This is a genomic window from Pseudorhodoplanes sp., from assembly GCF_035565855.1.
Lineage (GTDB): Bacteria > Pseudomonadota > Alphaproteobacteria > Rhizobiales > Xanthobacteraceae > Pseudorhodoplanes.
In genome coordinates this window covers 1-2,210 of record NZ_DATMRX010000169.1, presented here as the reverse complement: position 1 = coordinate 2,210, position 2,210 = coordinate 1, and the positions used below count along the sequence as shown (strand labels likewise).

The following is a 2,210-nucleotide window of genomic DNA, read 5'->3' as shown; positions in this document are numbered from 1 at the left end:
GCCTGCCATCCTTCTTGGTGTCGACGTTTTCGAGCGACACCGATCCGGCCGAAAAATGCGAGACGATCTCGCCCGTTTCGGCTTTCACGATGGCGATGTGGTTGTTCTCCTGCAGGGTCACGGCGATCTCGCCGGCCTCGTTGAAGTCGACGAATTCAGGTTCGGCATCTTCCGGCGCGATTTCGGCAAGGCCGTTCAGGTCGACGGTACGGATGGTGGCGCAGTCGGGCGCACCGTCTTTCAGGGAGACGATCTTGAGGTTGCCGGCGGGAAGCTGCGGGATCTCGCCGTCGTTGAGGTCCTCGTCGCGCTCGTTCTCGATGGCGACGGCGAGGAAGCGGCCGTCCTTGCTCACCGCCACCGAATCCGGCTGGCCGCCGAGATCACAGGAGGCTTCGATCGTCTTCGAGGCGATGTCGATGACTGTCAGGTTTCCGGAAGGTTCGGTGTAGCTCTTCGAGGTGTTGACGCCGGCCAGAACCCTGTTGCCGATGACGGCGACGGAGGTGGGCTCGCCGTCGATCCTGACGATGCCGCCGGCCTTCGGCGCTTTCGGGTCGGTGATGTCGATGAAGCCGACGGCGCCCAGCGGGCTGTCGGAATAGACGAGCGTATTGCCGTCTTCAGTGGCGGTGATGATCTCGGAGGATGTCGCCGTGGCCGGATCGGTGCCTTCGGGCAGGTTGGAGGCGACCGGGAACGTGGCGATACGGTTGAAGACCTGATCGGCGTGAGCCGGCAGGGAAACGGATGCGGCAAGTGCGGCCATGGCCGCGACAAGTGACGAACGGGTGCGCATGGGATCTCTTTCCCTCATGAGAAGAATGCGCATTCCCTTTGTGCCATCGGTATTTCAGCCCGATGACGGTTTCGCGACACAAGCATGACGTTCCGGAGCGTGCTTCTTTCGGCCCGGATTTTCTTGCTCTCGGGCTCGAACGCGGTTATAGGAAAGCGGATTTTCCCTTTTTCGGTGGCTTGTAAAACCACCGCCCGCGTAACGGGACGCGGGCGAACGAGAGGATTTTATTCGATGGCAAATACGCTTCTCATGCCGAAGGCGACCGCCGTCTGGCTGGTCGACAACACCGCGCTTTCCTTCGACCAGATCGCCCAGTTCTGCGGCTTGCATCCGCTCGAAGTGAAGGCGATCGCCGATGGCGAATCGGCGCAGGGCATCAAGGGCATGGACCCGGTGATCACCGGCCAGCTCAGCCGCGAGGAGATCGCGCGCGGCGAGCAGGACCAGAACCATCGCCTGAAGCTTTCCGAGCCGAAGGTGCGGGTGCCGGAGACCAAGCGCAAGGGCCCGCGCTACACGCCGCTGTCCAAGCGTCAGGATCGTCCCAATGCGATCCTGTGGCTGGTGCGCAACCATCCCGAGTTGAAGGATGCGCAGATTTCGCGTCTGGTCGGCACCACCAAGTCGACCATCGAGCAGATCCGCAACCGCAGTCACTGGAATGCGGCCAATCTGGTGCCGATGGATCCGGTGACGCTGGGGCTGACCTCGCAGATCGACCTCGACATCGAGGTGCAGCGCGCTTCCCGCAACCGCGAGGTTCAGCCCACCGGTGATACGCTGCTGCCGGCTTCGCTCACCGAGCGCCTCGACCCGCAGGCCGATGCACCACGCGACGAGGATGCGGAGCTGGACGCGGATGCCGTGTTCGCCAAGCTCTCGGCGCTGAAGGGCGCGGAGCCGGAAGAGGACGACGAGGAATAAGCCTCGCCTCGATATTTATTCAAAAAGCGCGGGCCTGACCCGCGCTTTTTTATTGCGGTTTCAGCGGCGGATCAGCCGGGTGACGGCAATGCCGCAAATCATCGAGGCGACGAAGATCAGTGCGGCGGGTTCGCCCAGTCCGAGCGCCGGGATTGAGCCGCCGGGGCAGAAACCGGCGATGCCCCAGCCGATGCCGAACAGGCCCGCTCCGGCCAGCAGCGGCAAGTCGATCTCTTTGCGGGCCGGCAGGTGGAAGCTGGTGTCGCAAAGCGGCGCCGGGTTTTTCAGAACAAGCCGGTAGCCGATTGCCGTGACGATCAGCGCGCCGCCCATGACGAAGGCGAGCGAGGGGTCCCACGTTCCGGCAACATCGAAGAAATTCAGCACCTTGGCCGGATTGATCATGCCGGAAAGCGCGATGCCGGTTCCGAAGACGAGGCCGATCAGCAGGGCGGTGATCATGCGCGACATCACAGCCCTCCCA

2 protein-coding genes and 1 pseudogene are annotated in these 2,210 nt (G+C 63.1%); 1 reads left to right on the top strand and 2 read right to left on the bottom strand.

Annotated elements, in window-relative coordinates:
* Positions 1 to 799: pseudogene (locus VN004_RS09245) on the bottom strand (alkaline phosphatase); the annotation flags it as partial.
* 234 nt (positions 800 to 1,033) lie between these two features.
* On the opposite strand from VN004_RS09245, the gene VN004_RS09240 reads away from it, so the two are divergent.
* The gene (locus tag VN004_RS09240; RefSeq protein WP_280198672.1) at positions 1,034 to 1,726 is read left to right on the top strand and encodes a DUF1013 domain-containing protein; all 693 of its coding nucleotides are present in this window, start codon (positions 1,034 to 1,036) and stop codon (positions 1,724 to 1,726) included.
* A 60-nt stretch (positions 1,727 to 1,786) separates the two neighbouring features.
* Here the strand turns inward: VN004_RS09240 and VN004_RS09235 are convergent, their stop codons facing one another.
* Entirely contained in the window at positions 1,787 to 2,188 is a 402-nt protein-coding gene (locus tag VN004_RS09235; protein ID WP_325609209.1) for a DUF6691 family protein, read from the bottom strand.
* Positions 2,189 to 2,210: the final 22 nt, after the last annotated feature.

Coding starts and splice junctions, on each gene's coding strand:
- VN004_RS09240 (WP_280198672.1), top strand. CDS start 1,034: ATGGCAAATACGCTTCTCATGCCGAAGGCGACCGCCGTCTGGCTGGTC.
- VN004_RS09235 (WP_325609209.1), bottom strand. CDS start 2,188: ATGATCACCGCCCTGCTGATCGGCCTCGTCTTCGGAACCGGCATCGCG.